The following is a 25321-nucleotide window of genomic DNA, read 5'->3' as shown; positions in this document are numbered from 1 at the left end:
CTGCTCCGCGAGAGCGGCCACCGGCGCGCGACCTGTACCCGTCGCACGCCCGGCGAAGAGCGGCCTACCCGGCGCCGGCCCCCGAGCCGTCCGGCGGGATCTCACCCTCCAGCGTGCGAACCCGCGCCGCGCCCGGGTGGCGGATCGAAGCGATGGCCGGACGGGTGTAGGTGACCTTCTCCGGCTCCTCCGACGGTGTGAAACCGTCGGGAAGATCGGTGTCGATGAGGAAGATCTGCAAGCGATCCCTGTTCTCGTCGGCGATGCTCTGGATGCGGTCGTACATACGCTTGCTGAGTTCCTGGCGCGCCCCGAGCGATTTCTGCGGCGTGTCCAGGATCAGGCAGCTGGGCACGCGGTAGTTGGGGTTGCGCAGCGCCATCGTGAGGAGCGTCAGCCAGTATCCGACGATGAACGGCACCCGGTTGCCACCGCTGATGTTGACGTGGTCGAACCTCTTGTCGTCGATATAGGGCAGGTAGTCCTCAGGGCTGATCCGTCCCCGGTCGACGTTCGGTGTCCCAAAGGCATGGAGTAGTCCGTCGTAGGACTGGCTCAGGTCCTCGAACAACCGCCAGGACGTCGCCTGGGCACGGAGGTTTCGCTGACGCCATTCCTCCTCGGACTCGCTGACCCGCTCTTCGAGGACCTCCGCCGAAGCCGCGAAGGTGTCCACCCGTCCCCACAGCCGGAGTGCCTCCTCCGCCCGGCTCACGTCCGCGTCGGCCTGCGCCAGGGCCTTGGTGGTGGACGCCAGTTCGTCGGCGCGTGGTGAGGCCGTGGTCGTGACCATGTCGTCGATCTCCTGGCGCAGTGCCACGACCTCCTCCTCGACCTCCTCCCGGTGCCCGTCGAGTACCGCGAGTTCGCGTTTCCCCTGGTCGATCAACTGCCTGACCTCCTCACTCTCCGCGGCGAGCTGCTCCTCCTGAGCGCTGGCCTCGCCCTCCACGACGAGCGGTAGCCGGTCCTGTTCCGCGCCACCGCGCTCAGAGGATCGGCGGGTCTGCTCAGCCGAGTCGGGGAGAGGCTGACGGCACAGGTGGCAGTCGTCATCGTCGGTTCGCCGTTCCGGAAGGTCCTGCATACAGCGCGGGCAGGTGGAGAACTCGATGCCGTGCAGCAGGTGTCCGGCACTGCGTACACGCTGCACACGGACCAGCTCCGCTTCCAGGCGGTCCAGCCGTGCCCGGCGGCGCCTCTGCACGCGTTCGAGCCGTTCGCGCGCCTCCCGCAGTTCGTCGGTGTTGGTCCGGCTCACTGACAGCAGGCCGCGTAGCGCCACCACGCGATCGGAGTGTGCACCTGTGCGTGACCGCAGCTGTTCGAGTTCCGAGGAGAGGTGGTCACGGCGACGGCGGGACCGTGTGAGGTCGTGTTGGAGGTCAGCGCGCGCCCGGACGGGGGAGGAGTCCAGGAAGGAGGTGACCGCCTCCTGCCTGAGCACGGCCTCCTTGTGCCGTTTGCGGATCTCGCTGATCGCCTGGTCGAGCGCCTGGAGTTCCGGATCGTAGATGCCGAACAGCAGCTCGAAGAGGCGCTTGCGCTGCTTGCTGAGCGAGGAGACGTCGTGTCGGGCGATACTGCGGTCGATCTCCGGCTGCGGGATGTGGATGAACTCCCACAGGTGCTGGAACCCCAGTGTCCGGGGGCGGCCGTTGACGAGCACCTCGGCGTCGGCGGGGAGTTCCAGCCACTCCATGAGCTTCGCACCGATCGTGGGCTGTCCGTCCCCCTGGGCGCGCACCGGGAACTCGCCCTCATGGGTCTGGACGTCGAGGTCGTACACCGAGACCGTGCCGGGTGTCGCGACCTCGCGGGACAGGCGCAGCTCACGCCTGTGGGTCTGGATCTCCACGGACACCCCGTGGACGTGCTGCTCCACCACCGGGGTCTTCTGCGCGGTGCCGCCCAGACCGAACCTGATCAGTTCGAGCATGGTGCTCTTGCCCGCTCCGGGCGGGCCGGTGAAGATGTTCAGCCCGGGTTTGAAGTCCCGTCGGTCCGCCGGGTCGGTGTCCGTCCTGAGAACCAGCGCGTTGATGCGGAAGAAGGAACTCACCTGATCGGCTCCCGAAGGTCATCGCGGCGGGTCCGCGGCAGGCGGGTGAGAATCAACTGGGTGAGCCGGTGGCCGCTGAGCCTTCCAGCGGCTTCGGCGACAGCCGCGCAGCGGTCGGCCACCGGTCGCCACGGAGGGGACGCAGCGGCGGCTCGTGCGAGACGGCTGCCGGCCGGTGCGGGGGTGAGCGTGAACCGGCTTCGGCCTCCTTCCCCGAGACGGATGAGCCCGCGGCCGACCAGGGCACCGACCACCGTGTAGTAGCGCTCGTCCCAGGGGCCGTAGCGGTGCCGAATGCCGGGGGAATCGACGGCGCGCGCGTCAGGTGCGTTCAGGTGCAGACGCGGGTCCTCTTCCCCGACCTCCTCCAGAGCGAGCGCGGCGAAGCGGGGATGACGTACGAGGAAGTCGAGTTTGGCCAACTGGGTGAGGCCGTCGATGTGGCCCGGGCCGGGGCGGTGTTCGGAGACCGACACGATGAGCAGCAGGACACGGACCTCGTGGTAGTCACGGTCCGTTCTGAGGATGTCGGGATGGGGACGTACGGGGGGTGGGGATGTCACATATGCTCCTGTTCCGTGTCCTGGGGGCCCTCATCGCCGTCGGTGTCGCTCTGCGCGTTGGCCCGCTCCAACACCGCCAGGGCGTCGAAGGGCTCGCTCAGCCAGAACCTGCACTCGTCGGTGATGTCGGCCGCCGCCCCGATGAGCAGGGACCGGTTCACCTCGAACGGGGGTTGAGGTAGGTCGCCAGGGGGATCTGGGTGGCCCGCCGCCACAGGAGGCGACCGCGTTCACTTCCGTCGCCCGGCGCTTCCGGTAGTTCATCGTCGAGATCGTCGAGCCGGGTCTGCAGCTCCTGGGTGAACATCTCCAGTCGGGCGTGGTTGCCGGGTGCGTCATCGAGCTCGTTGTCGCGCGTGTCCCGCCACAGGTCCAACTTGTCCTTGGCGTTGCGTACCGCGTTCGGGCGGCACCCGCCCACGGCGAGCTTCACCTCCAGCTTGCTGGAGTAGGGCTTGCCGAGCGAAGGCAGTGCATAACTGCGGGGACGGGTGGTGACACGCTCGATGGCGATACGTGCCTGCTCCGAGGTGATGCGCCGCCGTTCCTCGTCGGGGGTCCGGTGGTGTTCGCCCCGGCGCCACCGGTGCACCAGGTCGGCGAGGCCCCCTCCCCTCGCGGGGCCGTCGGCCTCCATGCGTTCCGAGACCATCCGGGTGACGTGCTCCCACGCCTCCCGTGCCCGCTCGCCGGGGTAACCGAGGCGTTCCAGGACCGGACGCACGTACCGCTCGGGACCCGTCGAGCGGATCAGGCGACGCGGGGGGAGTTCCAGGTCCAGGCTCAGACCGCGCAGGAACGGGCCGACCTTGGCCAGGAGCCCGGGGCCGGGGCGGCATCGGTTGACCTGGGCGGCCAGGCCGTCGAGATCCTCTCCGGCCAGTCCGGCCTTCTTGGCGTGTGTCATGAGGTGGCGGGCGACCGTGTGCTCCAGGGCGGCAACCTCCTTTTGGTCGAGCTTCCGCGCCGGCGTGCCGCTGGCCTCGTCGGAGACCAGGCACATGTTCTTCAGCGCCCGGGTGGAGGCCTCGCTGACCAGCGCCGCGTTACTGACCAGGCGGCAGTGTGGCAGGCCGCCCATCAGCCGGTGCGTGCGGTACAGGTGGGCGATCCCCCCGTCGTCGAAGATGGTGGACATCCGCCAGGGGCCCTGGTCGGCGTCCAGGTGCTTGGCCGAGACGAACTCGACAGCCGCACCGCCGAACACCAGCCAGTCCTCCCAGCGTTCGCAGACCAGCCCGCGTTCTTTCGGGGTGATGCCCTGGTCGCGGTCCTCCGCGTCCAGCAGGATCAGCGCCAGTACGTCGCGTGCCGCCATGCGGGCCTGCCACCGGAACTTGTCCTGGGTACGGGACCCGGAATCCTCGGGAGGCAGCGAGCTGACCAGCTTGCTGACCGCCTCGTCCGTTCTCACAGAATCGTCCGTTCTTCTCGTGTGCGCTGTGCCGAATCCGGGGAGCCGGTCAGGCGACCTGCCGGAAGTCGCGATACACCGTGCGCTTGTCCACTCCGAGTTCGGTCGCGATCTGTGCCACCGTCCACCCCTGCGCGCGTAGGCGAACGGCGCGCAGAGCACGGTCCCCGGGGCCGGGGTCCGGGTACTCCTCCGGAGCCGTCGCCCCGAGGCCGAGACGGGCCGCGATCGCGCTTCGTTCCTGGGGGCCCAGACCTCCGGACCATCCGTGGCGCGGCGCCGAGGTCTCGTACCGCAGGGCCAGGGCCAGACAGACGAGCCTGGCATGACAACTCCGGCAGCGGGCCAGGGCGAGTCCGTCCGGCACACCGTGTTCGGGGAAGAAGACGTTCGTGTCCATACCGCGGCAGGCGACGGAGGCGGTGGCCCGCTGTTGGAGCTCGCCCGTCGGCTGGCGGACCAGCCTTCGGAGGTGTTCGTCGTCGCGGGTGGGGGAAGGGGCTGGGTTGAGGTCGCTGTTCATGGAATCCGTCTCAGCTGCTGGCGGCTCAGGCGGCCGCTGGGCGGACAGCTCGGGTGGTCCCGGACGAATTCCGGTGCACCCGCGTGGCACGGGCCGGTGTCCTCCACCGGCGTGGTGCGTGCGGCTACGGTCGCGGCCATGTGTCCCAAGGCGTTCGGGTGTCGCGCTCCTCGCGGAGGGTGACACCGGAGTGTCCTCCCCGCCCCGTCTGGGAGGGCGGGTGGACGGCTCGCGGAGTCCGTGGCGTGGTCGTGTGCGGGACCGGAGCAGGGAGTGCTCCGGTCCCCGGCTGTGGGGTCAGGCGCCCGTCAGCTCGACGGGGCCCTCATCGAGATCGGGATCGTCGAAACCGTCGGCCTCGGGGTCCTCCTCCTCGTAGGCGGCGCTGGTGAGGGCCTGCTTGCGCTGCTGCCACAGCGGGAGCTTCTGGATCACGCCGAACAGTGACCCCTGCCAGTTCGCGCAGTCCCCGGGGTCGGCTCCGAGCGAGGCGATGGCGGGCGTACCGTCATCGTCCTTGACTCTCTCCACCTTGCCGACGGCGTCGAGGAGGGCCTCGACGGCGGCCGCGAGCTCGGTCAGGGCGTTGCCCAGGTTCTCAGCGGGGGTCTGGGGCGCCGGAGTCATGCCGGGCCCCTTGCCCTCGGCGTAGAAGCGCGTGCGCAGGACCTGCTCGGTGGCCCGGGATTCGGTGCCCTTCTCCGTGCGCTCGACCTCTCCGTGCTCGTCGACGAGCCGGATCGGGCCCCGGCGGGACAGGTCCAGGAGGGCCTGGCCGAGCTGGTGGATACCCCGGGGGGTGGCCCGCATCCGGTCGATCACCTCGCTCGGGTTGCGGCGGTCCGGCTGGTCGTTGTTCTGGGTGCCCCGGTCGGCGGTCAAGGCGCCCTTGACGATGAGGGAGTAAGCGCTGCGCACCGCGAGTTCGGCCGAGGCCGGACCCGGACGCCCCTCCTCGGACTCGGAGAGGGCCGCGGCGACGAGGTCCTCGGGGGAGCGGTAGGTCGCGGCCCAGTCCTCCTTGGCCAGGTCGCCGCGGAAGGCGTTGGACAGGTACTTGCGGATCCTCTCCCGCCTACGCGGCTCCTCCTCGGGCAGCGAGCGCAGGATGAGGGAGGTGGCCAGCTCGAACAGGAGCTTGCCGCTGGTCCTCTTGCGCGTGCTCTGGCTGGTGATGGCGGTGCGGACCGCCGCGTGCACCTCGGGATCGCGGTCGGTGAAGGTCCGCACGATCGCCGCCGCGCGTGTGGCCGGGTCGTCGGAGAACCCCGCCTCCTTCGCCTCCTGCGGGGTGAGGCCCCCGGAGAGCCAGTCCGCCCTCTTCGCCGTGATCAGGTTCTGGCGCCTCAGCTCGTCGATGACGGCGTCGGCCAGGGTCTCGTTCTCGGCGGCCGGGCCCCAGGGCTTGGGGTAGTCCACGTGGCGCAGCGCGACCAGGGACTTGACCGCGACCCCGAAGTCGTCCGTCGTGCCGCTGTGGGGCTCGAAGCCGACCAGGAGCAGGGCGGGGACGATCTCGCAGCGGGCCTGGACGGCCACCTCCTCCTCGAGTTCGTGCTCCTCCTCCACCGAGCTGATGGCTTCGTTGAGCCTTCGGATCTCGGCTCGCAGCCGGCGGTCGTTGCGCTGGTAGGGGACATCGGCCGACCGGAGCGGCTCGCGCCCGTCCGACTGGTGATCGGGCAGCAGCCTGTGCACGCAGGTGATGCGGCTGGAGCCCTCGGCCGTGGTCGGCACGGTGACGTCCGGGGTGTCATCGTCGTGGGTGATGGTGGTGGCGACCAGCCACACCTCCGTCATGACCCCCTGGTTGCGGATCGAGTCACGCCAGTCGTTGCTGTTGAGCACGTAGTCGCTGGCCTGTTTGGCGGACCAGGCCAGGTGCTCCTTGCTCCTGACCCGCTGGACCAGCTCGGGGCGGCCCCGGGGTGCGCGGACGGGTTCGGGAAGGGGGCGCTCCCGGGTGGCCTCCCCCCGGCCGATCAGCCCGGAGGCGGCGTGGCGGCGGGCGGGGCTGATCCGCGGGTTGCGGGGGTCGGGCATGATGTGGCGGGCCCAGACGTGGGTCCGTATGGCGAGGATGACCCCGCCGGGGACCGGCAGGCGCTCGGGTACCTCGATCGCCTTGCGGGCCTGGGCCGGGTCGGTCACCGCCAGGGCGAAGGCGTCGGCGCCCTCCTCGCTCAGGTCGAAGTGCTCCCTGAGCTTGTCGGCGAGCCTGTGGCGGGCGGTGGCGATGGGCGGGAGGGGAAGCGGGGCGACGGGCCGGGGGAGGACGGTTTCGTCTGCGGGGTAGGAAGGGGGCACCGGACACCTCTCGGATAGACGCATCGCCCGGTCGGCCCGGACGGTGCGTGTGGCACTGGTCCGGGGAGGTCGGCCCCAACGGATTCCGCTCTCCCCCTCGACGGCCAGGGGAATCCCTGTGTGGCCGAGGCGGCATCGCTCAGATTCCGGTTCCCCAAGGCGTACAGAACCAGCGCGCTGGTCCGCGTTGCCTCCCTCTTCCGGGAAAGGGGAAGAGGTGGGAAGTCGAAGCTGCTCGAAGTCGCACAGAAAATTTATCAGAAGGGGTGACACGGGGATGAGAAATGAGATTCCCGCGTCTTTCTTCTGCTCTCATCATGATCATGGAAGACCGTGATTGTTCTTGATGTGAATCATGTCTACTTGTGTGACTTATGGGTTATTCGATGACGAGGTGGAGGCCGCCCATGACGGTCACGGCGGTGACGGCACACGCCACGGGGCCCGAGGCCGCGAAGGCGGCGAGGGCCGCGCAGCCCGCCGCTCCGAGGATGAGTGCCCAGCGCAGTGGGAGCCGCTGGCTCTCCTTCGTGGAGTCCGGGGTGTTCTCACGGCGGGAACGAAACATGGGTGTCTCCTCGGTGCGAGAGGATGAATGGACATGGGCAGGAGTGCTGTGAACTGGGAGAAGGTGTCGGACTGCGCGGTGGCCGCCCCTGCTGCCTCCATCCTGGCCCCCGGCGGAAGGTTGTGCCCGCTCCGTGAAAACGCCTTGACCCGCCCCTGCTGAAGGGCATAGGTATATAACTTCAGGGGCGGGTTAAGGCGTTGAGTTCAATAACAGCAGAGGGAAGAATGGGCGTTCGTGAAATCCAGCGGTTCAGGCGTCGCCTCATGCGCCTGGAGGTGATGCGGAGCATGGTCGGAACAGCCGCGGAGCAGCTCCGGCACCGTGGTACGCCGCCGGGGGGAGTCGTGCGGGTGCGCTCGCGTTTCGTGTGGACGGAGCCCCGCCACGACGCCGCCCTCTCGGACCGCCGGCTGCCGGAGAGGGCACGGCGACCGTCCGCGACGAGGATCCTCACGCCGCGCGGGGTCGCCCTGCGGCTCTACCTGATCGCTCTGTACGAGGCGCAGGCCCGGGGGACGGCGGTCGACCGGGTCCCCGTCAACGACATGCCCCTGTGCGGGGCCGGACGGGAGACCGGTTGGACCGATCTCATCGCGGTTCCCGTCCAGCACCAGGCGCGCGGCCGTGTTGTGCAGTCGGTGACGGACAAGAAACTCCGCGCCCTGCAGTCAGCCCTGGCACACCTGGCCTCCACCGAGGTGCAGCTGGTCCACCTTCCGTACGGTGGAGCCAGAGCGGGAAGGTTCGAGGGGTTCCAGCTCCTGCATGAGTCGGGTGCCCAGGAGGGCCCCCATGCCCTTGCCTACACCGTGCCGCGCCGTGACGAACCCTGTGTCCTCCTTCCTGCGGAGATGTTCACCCGAGGGTGGATCCACCTGTTGGAGGACAGTGAGATCGTCTTCCTGATGATGCTGTTGCACGAGAGGCGGCGGGCCGGGCACTCCGACTGGGTGAAGGTGGAGAGCGAGGTCCGCCTCTCCGGCTACGGCGTCGGTAGGGACTCCTACGCCGCCCATCGTGCCCTCGACCTGTTCGGCCTGGTTTCGGTGTCCGTCAGCCCGGACCGGGACGAGAACGGGAGGTCGAAGGACTTCGACAGGTTCCACCTCCCACCGCTGCACCAGTTCCGTGTAAACGGGGAGGCCTTCGAGCAGGCCGCGGTGGAGGTGGTTTCGAAAGCTCTGACTCAAGGGGTTCAAGGATAGGGATGGTTCCTGGTCCTCTTTCGCGCGAGGCAGGATGCCCGGCGGTACCGGCTGAGATCCGTTTCCGGGGCAACGTCGTGGAAGAGGTCAGGATGGCCATCACCCTCCTGAACGGCCCGTTGTCTCCATCCGGGTGACTGCTCCCCGGCTGCTGCTGAGACGGCCGGATTCGTAGACTATTTCCCTGCTCTCGGAGGACCTGCCTTTCACACGGCTCCGGTCAGGGCCCCTTCCCGTTCGGTTCCACCCACGGGCCGTCGTTTCCGAAAAACTCAGTGAACACCTGGCTCACCTCGTCCCGGGCGACCTGCCGGATGTACCAGTCGGGTTCTGTCGGATGCCCGTTCCCGGTGGCCGCTCGGGGGACGTGTAGCTGAACCGTGTCAGCTCCCTTCCGGTGCGTCTGCTCCCACCTCTCATGGCCGAAGTCCTCGTCGTGGCGTGCGGCCGCTCGGTAGAAGTCCTCGGCCTCAGGGTTTCCCAGGTCTCGGAGCAGGTCCCCGGCCTCGACGAGGACCTGTGGGCCGGACTCCTCCAACGCCCTGTCGTACCAGTGGCGTGCGTCTGCCGGACGTCCCCGCAGGCTGAGGTCAAAGGACCACAGCACCATGCCCAGAGGGTCCTCGGCGGACTCCGCCGATTGCCGCAGCCAGTGCTGTGCCTGTTCCTCTTCCGCCCGCTGTGAGTACAGCATGCCGAGGTGCGCCATGGCTCGTCCGGAGCCACTCTCGGCCGCATCCAGGTACCACTGTTCGGCTTCGTCGACACGGCCGGTCCTGTGTAGCAGGGCACCGAGTTCGAACCTGTAGGCGGCGGAACCGTTCTCCCCGACCACCTCGCGCAACAGCGGTTCGGCTCTGCGGTAGTCGCGGGCCTGTGCGGAGAGGAGACCGAGCAGGCCTCTGGCGGCCAGATCGTCGTGCTCCGACGCCTGGATGAGGATGGACAGGGCGATCTCGTACTCGTCCATACGCAGAGCGTTCATCGCGACATCGGCGGGGCCGACCTCACCTGAGGCGTTGGCCGCGGCGGTGAACCACAGCTCCCGGGGAACGGGGCCGCCCGCTTCAGCCAGGAGGTGGTCGGCGGGACGCCAACGGGTACCCTGCGCCGAGACCAGGAGACCGCCGCCCCGGGGCACCGGTAGGCAGGCCCAGTTCAACTCCTCGATGAATGACATCCCCTCGGGAAGGTGTACGTCGTGGAGGTGGACCGTGTGGGCCTTCGCGAGCAGGTCGTTGGAGACCGTTGGAAGACCGGCGCGGGCGAGGTCCGTGACGGTCCTCGCCAGGGAGTGTGCGAGGGCGTGGGGCCGGTGCGGCCGCCGTTGGTGCGTATGAGGATTGACCGTGGCTTCCCCCCGGGCGGTTTCCTCTCGGGAGGAGGGCGCGGGGCTTTCGGGAGAACCGTCCTGGAGGTCGGTCATGGGACGAGTGGTGAACAGCCGGGTGGGGGTGAGCCGGGTCGACGAAGGTTCTCTGCCCGTTCCGGCCGCTGCCACTTCGCCCGTCAGCCTCGTCCATCCGCCGGAGGAGTGGCTCTCCACCAGAGTCTGCATCAGTCTGGCCGAAGTGGGCCGCCTCTCGGGCCTCTTGTCCAAGCAGGACAGTACGACGGACAGGAGGGGTTCCCGAACGCCGTAGGTCTCGGGTTCACGGTTCATCACCTGGTGCATCCAGGCGAGCTTCTCAGCAGCCGGGAAGGCTTTTCTTCCCGTGGCGGCGAACACCATGACGGCACCCCAGGCGAAGACGTCCGTCCTCGGGCTGAGAGGGACGTCCTTCAACTGTTCGGGTGCCGCGTAACCGACAGAACCGAGAGGCATACTCGGAAGCATTCCCGTACTTTCCAGAGCCCTGGAGATGCCGAAGTCGATGACTCTGGGGCCCTCGGAGGCCAACAGGATGTTCTCGGGCTTCAGATCGCGGTGGATCACTCCGGCGGCGTGGATTCCCGTGAGAGCCTCGGCCGTTCTGACCGCCAGCCGATACAGATCCGGTCCTGTGCACGGACCGTTGGCCTCAATGAACTTCTGGAGAGTCGGTCCTTCAATGTACTCGGTGGCGATCCAGGGGATCGGGGCCTCAGGATCAGCGTCCAGGATGGAAGCCACGCAGGGACCGCTGACCCTGCTGAGCTGCTCGATCTCCCGGACGAAGCGCTGTTGGGCTTGGCCGCTGTCGAACCGATCGGTGCGCAGGAGCTTGACCGCGGCCTGCTCTCCAGAGTCCCGCGACCCCAGGTAGACAATGCCGTAACCGCCGCGCCCAAGCAGTTTCAGGGGGCGGTAGCCGCCCACGGGGACAAGAGGCCACGGGAGGATGTCGGACACCGGGTACCTTTCCAGCTCGGGGCACTGAACGGGAACGTGCTCGCTCCGACGGGAACGTGCTCGCTCCGCTGTTCACGCCCAGTCAGTAGGGGCTATGGACTCTGCCTACAAGGCGGTGCCCCGAGGGAGTCGCCGCGGGAGAACGGATGTGTCATCCCCACGGATCGAGGTCTTCGGGCTGGGACAGCAGCTCGACCAGAGGGCCTCGGCTCGCCCAGGCGTTGGCGAGATACTCGTCCTCCGCCAAGGGGCCGTTCGGGAGCAGACGGCGCAGCCGGGAACAAGCCCAGGAAGTGATTCTGTCGAGGAGTTCCGCGTCGTCCTGAGTGAAGAGAAAACCCCGGGCACCGATCGGGATGCTCTCCTCCGCCTCCAGATCCTCGTTCCACCTCAACTCCACGAACTCCACGGAGACCTCACGGCGCTTGGCGATGAGCAGGATCTGACACAGGTCCCCCACTCGTCGGGGAAAGAACGAGAAAGCCGCGTCGACTCCGGCGGACTCCAGAGGAGGGGCGTCCAGAGACAGTCCGACAGGTGAGGAGAAGCTCTGGGGGATGTTCGCCGTGATCTGGTGGACCTCCCAGCCGAGGATCTTCCGCGCGGCGGCGACCTGCTCCTCTCCTCGCACCACGACCACGAGCCACGGCACCGGGCCCCACGTTCCGGCAGCGGTCTCACAGGGGATCTTGCGGATGTTGGGCCGGTGCTGAGCCATGTACACGGCGAGGCACTCGTCCGCGAACACCTCGTCGTCGTCACGGTCAACGAGGAGAAGAACCTCGAAGGCGGTCAGGCCGCGCATGACCGAGCGGTACCGCGTTTCCAGTTCGTCCCACAGGTCGTTGACGCGCCTGCCTGCGGTGAGGACGTGCGGGGGCATGTCCGCCCTGGCCATGCTGTTGTTCAGAACCTGTCGTGCCGCTCGCAGGTAACGCAACTCGGTTCCGAAGAGAAAAAGGTGCTCCGTGTGGTTGATGTCCCAGTGAAGGGAATCGACCCAGGCCTCCACATGACTCCTCGCGGTGCCGTGGCTCAGACACAGGCTGGCGAGGTTACCTACGATGGTCTCCTCCTGCTTGAGGATGCCGAAGGCGTCCACGAAGTCGGCGAAGGGGTCCTCGGGCAAACCCATCCAAGCATCAATGAGCTCCGGCATCCGGATGTCCCAGCAGCCGGTCAGCTCGTGCCTGAGTTGAGCCGCAGGTACGACGGAACCGCGTTGGGAGGCCCAGTACTCCGTCAGGCAGGAGGACAACTCCTCCAAGTTCCACTGGGGGATGCCGGTCATCTCCAATGCGGAACCGAGCCACAGTCGCTGCTGTTCGAGCCGCTCGGTGATCCGGTGGACCAGGGACTCCAGGATCTCGGTCGTGGGCGCCGCTGAAGAGAACACTTCTCTGACCGTCAGCCACTCCGTGACCTTGGTCAGGCCTTCACCGGCAGAGAGCCTGTGGGCGACGAGAGTCACCAGAGTGGCTCTCACCAGGTCCACGTCACCCAGGTCATGCCGAAACAGGCCTGCCTCCAGAGCCGGGTGGGGACCGACACCCTCCAGGATCGCGGCGCTTACTCCGTTAAACCACTCCGCCCGACTCCTGCGGAGTTCTGCGGCCTTGTTTTCGTGCATGGGACCTTTTCGGAAAGAAGGGGCGGTAGAGAGCAGACCGGACTCCACTGTCCGGAAGAACCTCGGCTGACGAAGGAGGCAACGAGTACGCCCTGACGCGACACAAGGAGGAGCAACCGCGCTTCCAGGGGGTGACACCGTGCCGAATGCTACAACTTCCGCACTCCTGCCGGATGCGAGAAATCCTTCAGAACAAGGGATTGCGGATGGCCGGAAGGGGCCAACGGGTTTACCTCGACCGCCCGTCACCATAGGCCCACCAAGGGCACGGGAGCTCCGCGAACCTCCAGAACACGTGGTCCCTCGGAGACGACGCGCGGCGACGCCAACGACTCGCCCTGCTGCTCCAACTGCTCCTCGTGCTCGCCGCCGACCTGCTGGAGTGGTCACCGATTTCGCCGCCGACGGGCGTCAGACGCCCCTGCCGATGCGACTGTTGGAGCAGGCCGCCGTCTTCTTCAGCCGCGCCGCCCAGGCCACCGAGGCCATGCGCCGCCTCAACGGCGTCGGCACCGACTCCTTCGGGCCCTGACCAAAGCCCTGGCCGCGGCCACCGACCACGCGCAGGCCGACCGCCTGTGCCCGCCACATCCGGCGCGACAGCGGCGAACTCCTCACCCTGTCGCGCAAGACCCGTCACGAGAACAGCGGAACCCGCCGCACAGTCCTGGCCATCGACCAGCTGGAAAACTGCTCACCCTCAGCGGAGAACACGATCGGGCCCTGTTCCTATGTCCAGCGAAGACGTGACAGGAGCGCGTGCCCGGTAGCCCCCTCCAGGCGTGCGGGCGCACCGAGGGAGGGGCGGCCGTCCTCAGGTGTGCTGGAATACGCGTTCGTAGTGCCAGGCGAACGCGTCCGGGCTGGGGAGGTCCGCCTTGCGCGGGGGAAGAGCGATACTCCTGCCCTCCAAACCGGTGTACTCCTTGGTCGCGGGGGAGGGGTGTTCGTGCAGGCGGGGGCTCACCCGGACGGTCAGCTCCGGTGAGACCCCCAGGTACCCCTGGTCGAAGAGCCGGTGCACGTCCGCGCGCAACAGCATGCCGTTGTCGAGCCGGTGCAGCCCTCCCTCGGACACCGGGTGGATGTGCGCCGCCTCCAGGGCCGGTGGCACATCGATCCCCGTGACCGCGCACCTGCCCTGGTAGGCGCTCATGAGCGCGAGTTTGAACGCCTCCTGCCCGAGGCGCTGGCGGACGGGGCGGTACCCGCCTCGGGTGGGTCCGTCGTGCCGCCAGGTGTCGGTGTCCTCCGACTCCTCGCCGAGGGCGGCGTCCGCGCCCTCCGCCAGTACGCGGTCGGCGATCGGGGCGAAGTAGTCCGCGAGGACGGAGGCCTCGATGTTGTCGTACCCCTTGCCCTGGACGAGGTTCTTGCTGAAGTCCGGCGGGGGCGCGAAAGTCGTGCTCTCGGGGAAGAAGACGGGGTCGCGCAGCATGATGCAGCCGATGAGCGGGTCCTCGTCCGTGCGGATGGGCGGCTTGCCCTCCTTCCGGCGGTACACGTTGAGTGCGTCGCGCAGCTCGTTGAGGCTGCTCCTGCCGTTGCCCTCCCCGAAGGAGGCCCAGGCTTCGGACAGACGGACCTGGGTGAACCCGCTGAAGACGGCGCCGCCCACGATCCTGTTGTGGGGGTACCGCGTCTTGAAGAGGAAGAGGTCGCCCAGGCCGATACGGCCGAAGTCCTTGTCTGACGAAGGGCGCCAGAAGTTGATCTCGGTCAGGTGGGGTCGCTGGGCGAGGAATTCGGCCCAGCCCTGGTCAGTCACTCCGACAAAAGCCTTCATATCCGGCATTATGCTGCTTTCTCGGTTTTGCTGCTTCCGCGGAGAGTTCCTTTCGTCCCATTTGGCCTATTTGGCCGGAATCGGTCATCCCTGGTTCGCTTCCGTGCTCCAGTCGGGAGGATGGGCGGCAGCGGATCCGATGGTGAAGCCGAGAAGGACCGCATGGCGCAGCGGCAGCGGTTGCGATGTCCCGTGCGCAGAAGCCGCACGTTGACGCGGCCCGGCTGGACAGGCTTCTCACAGAGGCGAACAAAGGCGGTGGCCAGGAGACCGGAGGCGACACGGCGTATCCGCGAGCGGGCCCGGGGAATGCCGCGGAAGGCCCTGCGGAGCAGGACAGCGCAGGCACCTTCGAGGAAGCCTTCCAGGAGGTGTCGGGGAAGGCCAGGAAGAGGACGCCGGGCGTGCTCGGAAGCAGGCACGTCGCCGGAACAGGAGCGCGCGGGGTATGCCACCGGGATGATGCCCCATGGGGTTCGGCAGCTTGCCCCTGTTGCGGGCAAGCGCTCTGAACGCCTCGGTTAGCGGATCTCGTTCCCGGGGTGCTCGCTGTCGTATGCGCGGCGGGCCCGGGCGACGGTGTCACGGTGCTCCAGCGACCAGTCCGCGAGCGCCTTGACCAGGTGGATCAGGCTCGCCCCGGTCTCGGTGAGCCGGTAGTCGACCTGGGCGGGGACCGTCGGGTAGACGGTACGAAGTACCAGGCCGTCCCGTTCGAGCCGCCGGACCGTCAGGGTGAGCATCCGCTGGGATATCCCGTCGATCGCGCGTTGGAGCCGGCGGAAACGGCGTGGCCCGTGAGCGAGTTCGACGATGACGAGGACCGACCACTTGTCCCCGACCCGGTCGAGGACGTCGCGGATCCCGCAGTCCGGGTGGTCCGACCTTCCGCACGGGGCCAGGTCGGCCGCGTCGGCGGTTACACCGGTGTGCGTCGGTGACATGAAACTGCCTCCTTGTGGGCGGTCTGCGGCCGGTCCAGGATCTCAGAGGTAGTTACCGAAGAGAACCACGAGGGAGACCGAGACGCATGATCATGGTGACCGGTGCGCACGGACAGCTGGCGTCGCTCACGCTGGATGAGCTGAACTCGCGAGGGGCACAGGCCGTCGGAGGCAGCCGCACCGCCGGGGACGGTCTGCGCCACCTCGACTTCGACGACCCGGGGAGCCTGGATTTCGAGGGCGTCTCCACGCTGGTCCTGGTCTCGGCCGGGTACGCCGAGGACGACCGGGTCATCACCCGTCACGGCGCCGTCGTCAGTGCCGCGGTCCGTGACGAGGTGGCCCACATCGTCTACACGAGTCTGACGGGGGCCGGGGACCACCTCGGGTTCGCCCTCGCCCACCGGGCCACCGAGAGACTGGTGAAGACCAGCGGACTTGGGTGGACCATCCTCCGCAACGGCCTGTACGCCGAACTGTTCGGCGCACTGCTCGCCTGGAGTCCCGGCGGCCTGGAGTCGGCGTTCGGCACCGGTGCCCTGGCCGCGGTCGCGCGCGCGGACCTGGCCGCCGCCGCGGCGGTCGTCGCGGCCGAGCCCGCATCGCACGCGGGAAGGACCTACGAGCTGGTCGGCGACCCGATCAGCGCCGACGATATCGCCGGGCGGCTCGGCGTTCCCCACCGCACGATCAGCCTGGGGGAGTACCGCGCCCGCCTTCTCTCCGACAACGCCCTGCTGCCGTTCCAGCCGCCGATGCTGGTCTCGACCGCCACCGGTGTCCGTCACGGCTTCCTCGACGGCACCAGTGACGACCTCGCCACCCTGGTGGGGAGGCCGCTCACGGACCCGCTCACGATCGCCGCGGACACGGCGGCCTCGACGCGCGCCGGTCAGCTTTGAGGTCTGGAGTCCTCTTCCGACCCGATGGCCGGCTCAGGTGGGCGGGGAGCCACCGGAGGGGCGCAGTGTCCTGGGCATGGGCGGGACGGGGTGGTCCGGGCGAGCCTTGCGGCCGACCCGACGCGGTTCACGGTCCTCGGTGACACAGTCCAGGGCCTCGCGGACGGCCAGGCGGCCCGCCATCGTGAAGCCCTGCGGACTGGGGGCGTCGTCGTGCCGGATCGCGTCGCGCAACACCACGCGGGCGGCGTAGAGGGGGTGGCCGCCGCCCGAGTCCTCCCATGACTCGCGCGCATCCTGGGCGAAGGCGCGGACGAACTCCTCCGGTAGCGGTTCCCCTGGGTAGTCGCAGGTTGCGGGCAGGTCGTCGGTGAAGGCGAAGGCCGCCCCCGCGCCGTCGTCCGGCAGCGGTTCGAAGTCGGCCCAGACCAGGGCGAAGTACCAGGGACAGGCCGTTTGGAGCACTTGTTGGACGAAGACACCGGTGACCGGTCGGGGTGGGACCGGTGGTCTGGGGGACGCGCTCACGGTAGTTCTTCTCAGGTGTCGCAGCTCCGGCAGCGGCGGGTGGCGAGGCGCTCGGTGTTGCCGTGTGTGGCGCGGGCGGGGGAGGACTCGCCGAGGCGGCGCCACAGTTGCGGGTCGGCGTCGGGAATCCAGCCCCACAGGGGTGCCTTGATCTCGGAGTCGGACTGGTGCAGGCAACCCGGGCGGTGGGCCACGCCGCGCGGTGAGATGAGCAGGGTGCCCGCGGGGAAGTGCGCGTCGCCCATGGCGGTACCGCCGTCCTGGGCGTGGGCATGGGCGCTGCGGCCCTCGCGCGTGAGCGAGCACGAGCATCCGCCGCCGATGAGGAGTTCACAGAAGTCACAGCGTTCCATGGCCCCGACCATGCACCGCTCTGATGACGAACGGGCTGAGGTCTTCCGCGCCTGAGGGGTGTTCTGCCAGGTGGGAGGCGGATGACCGGATCCGGCCATCCGGCACCGGATCTCACGCGGGGCCGTGCTCCCACCCGTGCCCGGGCCGGGGGCGGGGGCGCGGGTGGGAACGGCACGGAGAGTTCGGCGCGGCCGCCGCCGCGCATCGCGGTTTCCCTCCCCGCGGGTGAAACCGACGTGCGGATTTCACCCGCGGAACACCCCTTGACACTCTCGCGACCACGGAGCTATACCTAGGAAAATACTTCAACCGACCGAATTCGCTCGACGACACCTAGGAATGTTAGCGCTAACATACAAATAGCGAACACCGGGACAAAGGCCATGGAATACGTGCGCCCTGTCCCCGATGAATGATGCCTGTCGTCGCCGATAGCCCTCATATCGCCGCGACCCGACACATCCTGCCACCGCCGACCGGACCCCCGTCGGCGGCACACCCCCCGGAGGAGACTTGCGAGCGAACCGAAGGAGATCGGCGCGCACCGCGTGCGCGCTGATCACCGGACTGCTGTGCGCCGTGACCGCGGCGGCCCCCGCATCGGCCGCGACCGACTACAGCATCACTGTCGACCCTTCCGCTACCGGGCCGCGCATCAGCGACCAGATGTACGGCATATTCCTGGAGGACATCAACCACGCGGCCGACGGCGGACTGTACGCCGAACTGGTGCAGAACCGCTCCTTCGAATACGGCACCGCGGACAACGAGAACTACACTCCCATGACCGCATGGGAGGAGATCACCACCGGAAACGCCGACGGCTGGGCGAAAGTGGTGAACGACGACGGCCGGCTCAACGAGCGCAACCGCAACTACCTCCGACTGGTCCTGCCCGCCGACGGCGAATACGGCGTGGTCAACAGCGGATATTCCACTGGAATCACCGTCACCGAGGGGGAGGAGTACGACTTCTCGGTGTGGGCGAAATCCCCGGGCCACGCCGTTCCGCTGACCGTGCGGCTGCACGACGCCCAGGGCGGGCCGCTGGCCGAGCCGCTGACCTTGGACGTCCAGGGCCGCCGCTGGGCGCGGTACACCGGCACGCTGACCGCCACGGGCTCCAGCACCACAGGCCGGCTGTCGGTCACCGGGAGCGGCGGCGGCGTGCTGGGCCTGGACATGGTCTCGCTGTTCCCGCGCGAGACCTTCAAGGGGCGCGAGAACGGCCTGCGCGCGGACATCGCCGAGAGGATCGCCGAGCTCGCCCCGGGCTTCGTCCGCTTCCCCGGCGGCTGCCTGGTCAACACCGGCAGCCACGAGGCCTACGAGGGCCCCGACTGGCCGCGGGAGCGCTCCTACCAGTGGAAGGACACGGTCGGCCCGGTCGAGGAGCGCGCGACCAACCACAACTTCTGGGGCTACAACCAGTCCTACGGGCTGGGCTACTACGAGTACTTCCAGTTCGCCGAGGACCTCGGCGCCATGCCGCTGCCGGTGGTGCCCGCCCTGGTCACCGGCTGCGGCGAGAACGAGGCCACCGACGACCCCGACCTGCTGCGGCGCCACATCCAGGACACCCTGGACCTGATCGAGTTCGCCAACGGCCCGGCCGACTCCGAATGGGGGAGCGTGCGCGCTGAGATGGGTCACCCCGAGCCGTTCGGCCTGACCCACGTGCAGGTCGGCAACGAGGAGAACCTGCCCGACGCGTTCTTCGAGAACTTCCTGCGGTTCCGCGACGCCATCGAGGCCGAGTACCCCGACATCACCGTGGTCGGCAACTCCGGCCCGGCCTCCGGCGGCACCGTCTTCGAGCGCGCCTGGGAGCTCAACCGCGAGCACGGCGTCGACATGGTCGACGAGCACTACTACAACTCGCCCGCCTGGTTCCTGGCCAACAACGAGCGCTACGACTCCTACGACCGCGAGGGCCCCGACGTCTACCTGGGCGAGTTCGCCTCGCAGGGCAACCAGTTCTCCAACGCCCTGGCCGAGGCCGCCTACATGACCGGGCTGGAGCGCAACGCCGACGTGGTGAAGATGGCCTCCTACGCCCCGCTGCTGGCCGCGGAGTGGGGCACCCAGTGGACCCCCGACATGATCTGGTTCGACAACAGCACCAGCTGGGGCTCGGCCAACTACGAAGTGCAGCGGTTGTTCTCCACCAACACCGGAGACCGCGTGGTGCCCAGCACCGCCTCCGGCACCCCCGGTATCGGCGGGCCGATCACCGGCGCGGTGGGACTGTCCACCTGGAACACCAGCGCCGAGTACGACGACGTCCGCGTGACCTCCGCCGACGGCGAGACACTGCTGGCCGACGACTTCTCCTCCGGCGCCGACCAGTGGACCCACGTCACCGGCGCCGGGAACTGGACCGTTGAGAACGGCGCCTACGTGCAGACCGAGGTCTCCGGCGAGAACACGATGGTCACCGCCGGAGACCCCGGGTGGACCGACTACGACCTGGAGGTGACCGCCACCAAGCGCGAGGGCGCCGAGGGCTTCCTCATCGGGTTCGGCGTCCAGGGCACCGGCGACTACTACTGGTGGAACCTGGGCGGGTGGAACAACACCCAGTCCGCGGTGGAGCGCGCCTCCGACGGCGAGAAGAGCCTCATCGTCTCTGACGGAACCACCGTGGAGGCCGGTCGCGCCTACGACATCCGCGTCGAGGTGCGCGACCGCGACGTCACCCTCTACCTCGACGGCGAGGAATGGGATAGTTTCACCGCGCCCGAGCCCGAGCCGTTCCGCCAGGTGGTCACGCGCGACGAGCAGACCGGCGAGCTCATCGTCAAGGTCGTCAACGCCCAGGACGAGGCGGCCCGCACGTCGATCGACCTGGGCTCGGCACGGGTGGAGCCCACCGCCGAGCTGACCGTCCTGCAGGCCGACCCGGCCGCCGAGAACACGGCGACCGACCGGCCCGTCAGCCCGGAGACCTCCACCATCGACGGCGTGGGCAGCACGTTCACCCACACCTTCCCGGCGCACTCGGTCACCTTCATGCGCCTCGCACCGGAGCGGTAACCCGCTGCGGCACCGCGCCCGCCGGGCACCGCAGAGCCGGTGCCCGGCAGGCGTCCGTGCGTGGGGGGCGAGGACCGCGGGATCTCGACAGCGCCGCCGGTGATCACCCGCGGCGCCCCGGTCGCCATCCGGGCCGTCTTCCCACCGCAGCCGCCGTGCTCCGAGCACCACCGCTTCCCGTGACTGGCTGGAGGTACACCGCCTATTCGCCTCATCCGCTGTCACGCACCAACTCGTCAGGACCCTTGGTAAGCGAGGCCTTTCGCGGCCAGTGCGTCACCGAGGACGGCGATCGCCTTGGGGCCGACGCCGTGGATGGCCGGCAACTCCTTCCTCGAGTGCTCGGCCACCTGCCGGAGGCTGGTGATGCCGTTGGCGGAGAGTTCGCGAGCGGCCGTCTTTCCGATCCCGTCCGGCAGGTCCCCGACCGGACGTATGTCGGGTGTGGCTGCCATGGCGCGTCCTTCCGGTCGGACCACTGTGAACGCCAGATCAGCGATGACGGGTGCTGACGAACAATTGGTCCAAACCAGCGGCTGGTCTCCGCTTCGGGGACGGTCCGGCCGAGCGCGTCGCCCCCACACCGGAATCGGCGGGGCCCTTTCCCCGCTCGCCTGCCTCCTCCAGGGACTCCGCGTCCGTGCCGGTGCCCGCGGGGCCGTCACAGAGGCCGATTCCGGATCACTGAATGATGCTGGTGGCGGGTAGACCACCCCCACAGCGACCATGGACGGGACTGCCATGACAGCCGGACGAACCGACAACGCACACGTGGAGGTCGTCGGTGTCGATGCCTGCCGCAAGGGGTGGATGGCGGTCCGCCTGGTCGACGGGCGGTTCCGTGACGCCCGCCTCTGCGATCGCCTGAAGGAGGTCACGGCCAAGCCCGGCTCCCAGATCGTGGCGGTGGACATCCCGCTCGGACTCACCGACCGGGAATGGCGTGAGTGCGACCTGCGCGTACCCGCCCTGTTGGGACCTCGCTCGCACAGCGTCTTCCGGGTCCCATCCCGCGCAGTCGTCGAGACCGCGGACTACGCGGAGGCCAATGCCCTGTGTCGGGACATGACGGGACGTGGTCTGACCCGTCAGGCCCACGCCCTGTTCCCCAAGATCCTGGAAGCCGACCGCATCAGGCGTTCCGGTGCGGACCACCTGTACGAGGTCCACCCCGAGCTGTCCTTCCGCACCATGGCCGGTGCGCCGTTGAGCTGGGCCAAACGGACCTGGAACGGCCAGAGGCACCGTCATGCGCTGCTCGCCGAGGAGGGGATAGTGCTTCCCGAAGACCTGGGCGCGGCAGGGGAGGCGGCGGTCGACGACGTCCTGGACGCCGCCGCGGCGGCCTGGAGCGCGCACCGCATCGCCCTGGACCGGGCGCTGTCCTGTCCCGAGTCTGAGCAGCTCGACGCTTCCGGTCGGCCGATCGCTATCTGGCGCTGATCCCTCCAGAGGACTTCCGCGCTTCGAGTGCCGAGTGAGCCCCGGTCCGCGCCGCCGCGGAGTGGCGGGCCCTCACGATCATGTGAAGAGGGGGAACCGAAACCGCCTGAGTCGGCGCGGACCAAGGCTCCGGAACAGGACGGAATCGGTAGCCTGACCAGGGATTGCGTCCCCTGGGCGGTCCCGGGAGCCCGCTCGGGGGTAGCCACGGCCCATGACCACCACACGCAGTGAACAGGGTACGGACACCGTCACCACACGGATCGTCGACTACTACAACGGCCGCGAACGGGCCTGGGCGAAGGCCGCGTCGATCGCGTCCATGCGCCTGCTCCTGTCACGACTGCGCCACCGCGCGGGCCCCTCCACCGGGACCAACCTGGGGGGAGCGATGCGGATCGTCGCCGAGATGCTCTCCGACGGGGAGAGGGGCAGCGTCGTCAGGCTCATGTGCGACCAGGGCGAGCGGTACATGCGCAACTACTACGACGACGCGTGGGTCGAGCAGACGCTCAAGCTGGACCTCGCGCCCTACACCAGGGCGCTGGAGGACTCCCTCTCGACCGGTCGCTGGAACGAGCCCGCGGCCACCGCCGTCCCCGCGGCCAGGAAGGCCTGAGGACGAGTCCGTGCCCGGGGCCGAGGGATGCCGGGAAACACGGCGTCCCTCGGCCGGTTCGTCCGCGGCACCGATGGTCTCCTACCCGCGCAGGTGCTCCAGCGCCGACAGGACCTCACCGTCGGGGTCCTCGACCATCTCCTCCGCTTCATCGGTGAGAGTGAGCACGGTGTCGAGGAACTCCCCGGCGGCCTCGACCTGGCCGGAGCGCTCCAGCTCACGTACCGCGTCAGCGGCGCTGTGCACCACCCGGGCGTACTCTGCCGCCTGTTCGTAGGGCACCGGTTCGGTCACGCGCAGCGCGCCCTCGAACAGGGTCCGCAACGCCTCCGGGTCCCGGGCCGCCACCGCCGCACGTGCCTCCAGGGCCAGGGTGAGCGCGGGGGAGCGGTCGGCCTCCTCCAGCAATAGCCCCACGAGCTGTTCGCGGTCGAGGGTGTCCAGGTGGGAGGCGATATCGGGCACCGACGGTGCGGCACCGCCGTGTTCGCGTTCGTACAGGTGCACCAGGCCCACCGCGACCACGTGCTTGCAGCAGTTGCCCTCCTGGGCCCAGGGGCAGTCGCAGTGCCAGGAGAAGGCCCCCTCGGCGGTGAGCCGCACCCGGTAGCGCCGCTGTCCGCCGACGGTGGCGTGCACGGCCTTCCCGCGCTTTCGCAGCCCCGACACCCGTCCGAGGTAGTCCAGGCCGCGGTCGAAGGACTTCTGGCCGGCCAGATCCAACAGGTGGTCACGTGAGAGCTCAGCCATGGGCCCAGTCAAGCAGAGCGGCGCGCAAGACGTGCAGCCCGAACACCACGCCCCGGCCGCGGGTCGGGAAGTCCCCCTGCCGAGAGGCGGAACATGTCCGGAAGCGGCCACCCGGGGCACGGCGGCCCCGGAGACCGCTAGCGTGGCCGGACGTGAGTGATTCCCCTGCCCCTCGTGACTACGCCTCCTGGATCAGGGACTACGCCAACCTCGTGGACCGCGTGTTCGCACGGGGACCGGAACGGGTCGCCGACGAACTGGCCGAGCATGTTCCCGACGCAGCCGACTCCGACTCCGCGCCCGGACGGTTGCGGCGGCTGCTGCTCACCCGTGCCCACCTGCTCACACACTCCCGCGACCGGACCGAGACCGCCTGCACGCTGCATGACGTCCTCGCCCGCGAACCACGGGTGTCCGGGTGGCTGACCGGGGCCGACGAGGTCCTGCCTCCGGTGCGCCTGGCCGAACGCGGCCCCGACGCGGCCCCGGTCGACGCACGGCTGCTGCGGGTGCTGACCGGGCACCGCGCACCGGTGTGCTCCGTGGCCTGGTCCCCCGACGGGGAGAGGCTGGCCACGGTCGGCGCCCACGACGCCACCGTACGGATCTGGGACGCCCGGACCTGGCGGCAGGAGCGGCGCCTGGACATCCGGGGCGCGGCCCTGGACCGGGCGGTGTGGAGCCCCGACGGGCGGCGGCTCGCGGTGCTCGGCAAGAGCGACCGCTTCCCCGATCTGGGAGAGTACGACGCCGACGACGTCCACGGGTGGGAGAGCCGGATCGAGCACGTGCGCATGGTGCTCGTCTACGACACCGCCACCTGGCGGGAACATGCCGCCACCCCCACCGCGCCGCGCTCCTGGTACGGGGACCGGCCCGTCATCGCCTGGTCGCCCGACTCACGGACGCTCGCCATCGGCGAGGACATCGGTGTGCGCCTGTGGGCGGTGGACGGGGAGGAGCAGCCTCCGTGGCTCCTGCCCGGCGACAGGGTACGGCGGGTGCTCGACCTGCACTGGCACTCCGGTGGCGCTCTCGCGGCCCTGGCCCAGGGCAGTGAGTCCGCGCCGGGAGGGGCGCGCGGGGTTCCGGAGAGCCTCCTGGTGACCTGGCCCGACCCGTACGGCGGTCCCCGGTGCCGGGTGTGGGCGCGGGGAGTGCCGTGGGACTCCCCGTCCGGAGTCCGCTGGCACCCCGACGGGGAGCGGGCCTGGGTGTTCTCCAGCCACGAACTGACCCTGTGCGATCCCGGAGCCGAACAGGTCCTGTGGCGTTCCGAACGCGGATCCGAGGACCCCTGGGCGAAGGCCGTGGAGTGGTCCCCCGACGGGGCCACCCTCGCCGAACTGCGGTCCCGGCACGGGGGGTGGGCGCACCTCGCCCTGTGGGACGCCGGGGCCACCGGTGCGGTGTCCCCGCGGGCCCGGATCGACTGTGCCCCGGAGGAGACCACGGACCTGGCCTGGAGCCCCGGAGGCGCGACGGTCGCCACCGCCGGAGAGTCCGGGGTGCGTCTGTGGGACCTCCGGCGCGGCGGGCACACGGGCCCGGAGCGGTCCGCTCCGCGGTTCACCGACCCCGTGTGGAGTCCCGACGGCGCGCACGTGGCGGTGCGGTCCATCCAGGAGCGGCGGTGGTACGTGGCCGACGCGCGTGATCCGAGCAGGGTCGAGCCGGTCGGGGAACAGTGCCCCTTCCCGCACACCGGCACCGAGGAGGTCCGGGAACGGGTCGAGGCCGCGCGCAGGGAGGGGCGCGACTACGACCAGTACGCGAGCTGGTACGGCAGCCGTATCCCGGACGCGGTCAGTCCCGGGCGTGAGCTGTACGCGCTCGCGGGGGGCCTGGCCCCCGTCATCCTCTTCGACCTCCGCGACGGAGGCAGCCGCAGGCTCAGCGAGGCCAGACCCGAGGGCCGGTGGATGCTGGTCCGGTTCGGCCCCGGGGCCGACCGGCTCGTCACCGTGCAGCAGCGCACCGTCAGCTGGGAGCGGGGCGGTGACTGGGTGGAGGAGATCGTGATGATCCTGTGGGACGTCGACACGGGAGAGCAGTTGGCCCGCACGCGTTCAAGGGGAACCCGCGGCGAGGACGCGTGGACCGACTACCCGCGCGACCTGGCCGTGGGCCGCACCCGTCTGGCCTGGTGCGGCAACCACGGGGTGATCGCCCTGCACGATGCCCGCACCCTGGAACCCCTCAGCCGGACGAGGGTCACCGGGGGCGTGAACGGGGTGGCGTTCTCGTCCGACGAACGCGCCCTGGCCGTCACCGGCGACGCCGGGGTACGCGTTTACGACGTGCTCGGCGGCGGCCTCTTGCGGGGGTAGTGCGCCGGTCCGCCACCGCCGC

At 69.3% G+C, this 25321-nt stretch carries 21 protein-coding genes and 1 pseudogene; 7 read left to right on the top strand and 15 right to left on the bottom strand.

What is annotated here, in order from left to right; genetic code table 11:
- Positions 1 to 64: 64 nt before the first annotated feature.
- The 7 genes from A6A08_RS15520 to A6A08_RS15495 all read right to left on the bottom strand — a co-directional run bounded on the left by A6A08_RS15520 (position 65) and on the right by A6A08_RS15495 (position 7437).
- A complete protein-coding gene (locus A6A08_RS15520; RefSeq protein WP_073703307.1) occupies positions 65 to 2062 on the bottom strand; it encodes an ATP-binding protein in 1998 nt (665 codons plus the stop codon).
- The gene (locus A6A08_RS28260; RefSeq protein ID WP_199866943.1) at positions 2059 to 2625 is read right to left on the bottom strand and encodes a hypothetical protein; all 567 of its coding nucleotides are present in this window, start codon (positions 2623 to 2625) and stop codon (positions 2059 to 2061) included. Before A6A08_RS28260 ends, A6A08_RS15520 begins: the two co-directional genes overlap by 4 nt.
- Positions 2622 to 2786, bottom strand: a complete 165-nt coding sequence (locus A6A08_RS28010) for a hypothetical protein (protein ID WP_158069283.1) — start codon at positions 2784 to 2786, stop codon at positions 2622 to 2624. Before A6A08_RS28010 ends, A6A08_RS28260 begins: the two co-directional genes overlap by 4 nt.
- Complete coding sequence (locus A6A08_RS15510) at positions 2783 to 4039, bottom strand: hypothetical protein (RefSeq protein WP_073703306.1); 1257 nt, start codon at positions 4037 to 4039, stop codon at positions 2783 to 2785. Before A6A08_RS15510 ends, A6A08_RS28010 begins: the two co-directional genes overlap by 4 nt.
- Positions 4040 to 4088: 49 nt before the next feature.
- Positions 4089 to 4562, bottom strand: coding sequence for a helix-turn-helix domain-containing protein (locus A6A08_RS15505; protein ID WP_073703305.1), 474 nt, complete (start codon positions 4560 to 4562; stop codon positions 4089 to 4091).
- A gap of 297 nt (positions 4563 to 4859) precedes the next feature.
- A complete protein-coding gene (locus A6A08_RS15500) occupies positions 4860 to 6869 on the bottom strand; it encodes a hypothetical protein (RefSeq protein ID WP_073703304.1) in 2010 nt (669 codons plus the stop codon).
- 379 nt (positions 6870 to 7248) lie between these two features.
- Positions 7249 to 7437 (bottom strand): hypothetical protein, encoded by a 189-nt coding sequence (locus tag A6A08_RS15495; RefSeq protein WP_073703303.1) that lies wholly within the window; start codon positions 7435 to 7437, stop codon positions 7249 to 7251.
- Between the two features lie 227 nt (positions 7438 to 7664).
- On the opposite strand from A6A08_RS15495, the gene A6A08_RS15490 reads away from it, so the two are divergent.
- Positions 7665 to 8645, top strand: a complete 981-nt coding sequence (locus A6A08_RS15490; protein ID WP_073703302.1) for a hypothetical protein — start codon at positions 7665 to 7667, stop codon at positions 8643 to 8645.
- 220 nt (positions 8646 to 8865) lie between these two features.
- On the opposite strand, the gene A6A08_RS15485 is transcribed toward A6A08_RS15490, so the two are convergent.
- Both A6A08_RS15485 and A6A08_RS15480 read right to left on the bottom strand, forming a co-directional pair.
- Positions 8866 to 10977 carry a protein kinase gene (locus tag A6A08_RS15485; protein ID WP_073703301.1) on the bottom strand — a complete coding sequence of 704 codons (2112 nt, stop codon included), beginning with the start codon at positions 10975 to 10977 and terminating at the stop codon, positions 8866 to 8868.
- A 151-nt stretch (positions 10978 to 11128) separates the two neighbouring features.
- On the bottom strand, positions 11129 to 12607 hold the full coding sequence (locus A6A08_RS15480) for a hypothetical protein (protein WP_073703300.1): 1479 nt from the start codon (positions 12605 to 12607) through the stop codon (positions 11129 to 11131).
- Positions 12608 to 12989: 382 nt separating this feature from the next.
- Here A6A08_RS15480 and A6A08_RS28005 point away from each other — a divergent pair, with 382 nt between their 5' ends.
- Complete coding sequence (locus A6A08_RS28005) at positions 12990 to 13139, top strand: hypothetical protein (RefSeq protein WP_158069282.1); 150 nt, start codon at positions 12990 to 12992, stop codon at positions 13137 to 13139.
- A 282-nt stretch (positions 13140 to 13421) separates the two neighbouring features.
- Here A6A08_RS28005 and A6A08_RS15475 read toward each other — a convergent pair whose 3' ends face one another.
- Both A6A08_RS15475 and A6A08_RS15470 read right to left on the bottom strand, forming a co-directional pair.
- The gene (locus A6A08_RS15475; protein ID WP_073703299.1) at positions 13422 to 14393 is read right to left on the bottom strand and encodes an HNH endonuclease; all 972 of its coding nucleotides are present in this window, start codon (positions 14391 to 14393) and stop codon (positions 13422 to 13424) included.
- A 521-nt stretch (positions 14394 to 14914) separates the two neighbouring features.
- Entirely contained in the window at positions 14915 to 15337 is a 423-nt protein-coding gene (locus A6A08_RS15470; protein WP_073703298.1) for a helix-turn-helix domain-containing protein, read from the bottom strand.
- Positions 15338 to 15423: 86 nt separating this feature from the next.
- On the opposite strand from A6A08_RS15470, the gene A6A08_RS15465 reads away from it, so the two are divergent.
- On the top strand, positions 15424 to 16239 hold the full coding sequence (locus tag A6A08_RS15465) for an NAD(P)H-binding protein (protein WP_073703297.1): 816 nt from the start codon (positions 15424 to 15426) through the stop codon (positions 16237 to 16239).
- A 33-nt stretch (positions 16240 to 16272) separates the two neighbouring features.
- On the opposite strand, the gene A6A08_RS15460 is transcribed toward A6A08_RS15465, so the two are convergent.
- Together A6A08_RS15460 and A6A08_RS15455 are read right to left on the bottom strand one after the other, a co-directional pair.
- The gene (locus A6A08_RS15460; protein ID WP_073703296.1) at positions 16273 to 16767 is read right to left on the bottom strand and encodes a hypothetical protein; all 495 of its coding nucleotides are present in this window, start codon (positions 16765 to 16767) and stop codon (positions 16273 to 16275) included.
- An 11-nt stretch (positions 16768 to 16778) separates the two neighbouring features.
- Positions 16779 to 17120, bottom strand: a complete 342-nt coding sequence (locus A6A08_RS15455; protein ID WP_073703548.1) for a hypothetical protein — start codon at positions 17118 to 17120, stop codon at positions 16779 to 16781.
- Positions 17121 to 17634: 514 nt separating this feature from the next.
- Here A6A08_RS15455 and A6A08_RS29150 point away from each other — a divergent pair.
- Entirely contained in the window at positions 17635 to 20157 is a 2523-nt protein-coding gene (locus A6A08_RS29150) for an alpha-L-arabinofuranosidase C-terminal domain-containing protein (RefSeq protein WP_073703295.1), read from the top strand.
- A 236-nt stretch (positions 20158 to 20393) separates the two neighbouring features.
- Here the strand turns inward: A6A08_RS29150 and A6A08_RS15445 are convergent, their stop codons facing one another.
- Positions 20394 to 20612, bottom strand: a complete 219-nt coding sequence (locus tag A6A08_RS15445) for a helix-hairpin-helix domain-containing protein (protein ID WP_073703294.1) — start codon at positions 20610 to 20612, stop codon at positions 20394 to 20396.
- A 286-nt stretch (positions 20613 to 20898) separates the two neighbouring features.
- Between A6A08_RS15445 and A6A08_RS15440 the strand changes: the two genes are divergently transcribed.
- Together A6A08_RS15440 and A6A08_RS15435 are read left to right on the top strand one after the other, a co-directional pair.
- Entirely contained in the window at positions 20899 to 21600 is a 702-nt protein-coding gene (locus tag A6A08_RS15440) for a DUF429 domain-containing protein (RefSeq protein WP_073703293.1), read from the top strand.
- A gap of 304 nt (positions 21601 to 21904) precedes the next feature.
- Positions 21905 to 22219: pseudogene (locus tag A6A08_RS15435) on the top strand (PLP-dependent cysteine synthase family protein); the annotation flags it as partial.
- 81 nt (positions 22220 to 22300) lie between these two features.
- Here A6A08_RS15435 and A6A08_RS15430 read toward each other — a convergent pair.
- Positions 22301 to 22969, bottom strand: a complete 669-nt coding sequence (locus tag A6A08_RS15430) for an SWIM zinc finger domain-containing protein (RefSeq protein ID WP_073703292.1) — start codon at positions 22967 to 22969, stop codon at positions 22301 to 22303.
- A gap of 152 nt (positions 22970 to 23121) precedes the next feature.
- Between A6A08_RS15430 and A6A08_RS15425 the strand changes: the two genes are divergently transcribed.
- Positions 23122 to 25299 (top strand): WD40 repeat domain-containing protein, encoded by a 2178-nt coding sequence (locus A6A08_RS15425; RefSeq protein WP_073703291.1) that lies wholly within the window; start codon positions 23122 to 23124, stop codon positions 25297 to 25299.
- Positions 25300 to 25321: the final 22 nt, after the last annotated feature.

The sequence above is a fragment of the Nocardiopsis sp. TSRI0078 genome (assembly GCF_001905145.1).
GTDB lineage: Bacteria > Actinomycetota > Actinomycetes > Streptosporangiales > Streptosporangiaceae > Nocardiopsis.
Note: the sequence above shows the minus strand (reverse complement) of the source record. Positions and strands in the feature narration are given on the sequence as shown.